General features: G+C 37.6%; 1 protein-coding gene. It reads right to left on the bottom strand.

The window, feature by feature from the left end; all coding sequences use genetic code 11:
• Window positions 1-182 precede the first annotated feature (182 nt).
• Window positions 183-1,457, bottom strand: coding sequence for an IS110 family RNA-guided transposase (locus AC1DVB_RS26905; protein WP_034313231.1), 1,275 nt, complete (start codon window positions 1,455-1,457; stop codon window positions 183-185).
• Between the last annotated feature and the right edge of the window lie 488 nt (window positions 1,458-1,945).

Here is a 1,945-nt window from a genome sequence, read left to right on the forward strand (position 1 = left end):
TTTTCCTTCGTCATGCCTATCCAAGGGGTGGAGGCCAGTTATGCTAACCTGATGGGTCACAGTGCCCTTTTGTTTAAGAAACCTGGTACTCGTACATATTTGAAATCCTACGAATAAGACAACATTCAAAATTAAAGTTAACTATTTTGAATGATACATTCTATATAACTAATGTTTTATTTCTATGCTGCTAATGGGATCAATACTTGGACTTTATTTGGACAATAAGACTCGTTTCGTCGTGCTATTCCTACAAAAATCCTTGCTAGTTTACCTATGAGTTTCATGATTGATTTCATTTTCTTTATCTTCTTTACCTTCACATTATGGGAATGGACGGCCTTAAACTCAGGGTTATTCATCACAAGGCTCATAGTTGCTAAGTAGAGGAATCGTCGTAGTCTTGACCTTCCACGCTTTGAAATGACAATCTGACCTTTCCATTTGCCTGAACTTGCTTCAGCTAGATGTAATCCCGCATGCCGCAATAGAGAGTTTCCGTGAGAGAAACCACTTAGATCTCCTGATTCACCCAGTATCCCGGCTAATGAAATTTCACTTATTCCTTTAATCATAAGTAGTTTTTTTGCAAATGGTATTTTGTAGAGAACTTCTTTAACTTGTTGTTCAACTCTTTCGAGTTGTTTGACAGCGAGGTCATATTCCTCTAATAATTGTTCTAAATGGAATTTATAAGCATCAAGAGCTTGTCCGGTCCCAATAGAGGATTTTGCTAGATTGATTAGTAATTGAGCCTTCTTGGGTCCTGGTTGTCGTTTCATTAAAGACTTCCAACCCCTCATGACATCTAGTGTTTCTAGTGAAGATATTTCATCCGGTGTAGGAAATAAACGAAGGGTTGCGATCGCCCCTTTGCACGTTACATCTTTAAACACTTGTCTGAGTTCAGGAAAGACCACATCCACCCATCGATTTACTTGATTAATAGACATCACGAGACGTTTAACAATCACATCACGATTAGACATTAGAACTCTAAGCTTCTCAAATGATTCTGATGATGGGCGAATAAAGGAATAGTAGCCGTTTTTGACCATATCCGCGATAACGAGCGCATCTTTTTTATCACTCTTAGATTGGGTATTATCACGATTCTCTTTATTCCTTTTTACTAAGTGGGGATTGACTGTTACAACCTCAATGTTTTGGTTATATAACCATTTTGAAAGGTTAATCCAGTAATGGCCTGTAGGCTCCATACCTACTATTGCTGCATCTAAGTTTTTTAATCTTTTTAAATCATGAATCCATTTTAATAGTTTAAGGAACCCCTCTTCATTATTTTCAAATGTAAGAGGCTCTCCAACTACAATTCCACGGAAGTTAACTGCTCTTGCAACGTGTAGTTGTTGAGCAATATCCACTCCAACAACAAGGTGTTTATCGGAAATTCTTTCTATTAGTTGATTTTGTTTATCTTGCATTTTAAACTTCATATTAGGGTTCCTCCTAAAGTTTTGAGTTAGAGTGGTGTCTTACTCATATCTTACTGAGGAGCCCTATTTTTTTCAAAGCTGAAAAATAACGAACTACAGGAATGCTAACCTCCCTCAATAAACTAAACAAAATCTCACGATTTCTCTAGAATTCTTTGAATTTCATGGTCATATCATTAACAGTTATTTATGTAAGCTCGGCATCACTCCTCAAGGGTAGGGATTTATCGAAAAAAGTGTATGCTAAACTAGCCAATTATAGGAAAAAATTGGTTTAAGTAATGTTATGATCGCACTTTAGGATATCCACATGTCTCATGGAGGTCAACCCTCCCATGTCTCACAGAGTCGATGCTCCTACATTCCTTCGTTCAACCTTTCCATGAGGTGGATGTCGGTCATGCTGCCCCACAGGATCTAAGCCCTCACGTTAGTTGCTTTGCCGACTAATCCGTGCTTCACTTTTAAATGAGTGTTAATTAAATGAC

This window comes from Peribacillus sp. P4_D6 (genome assembly GCF_056401795.1).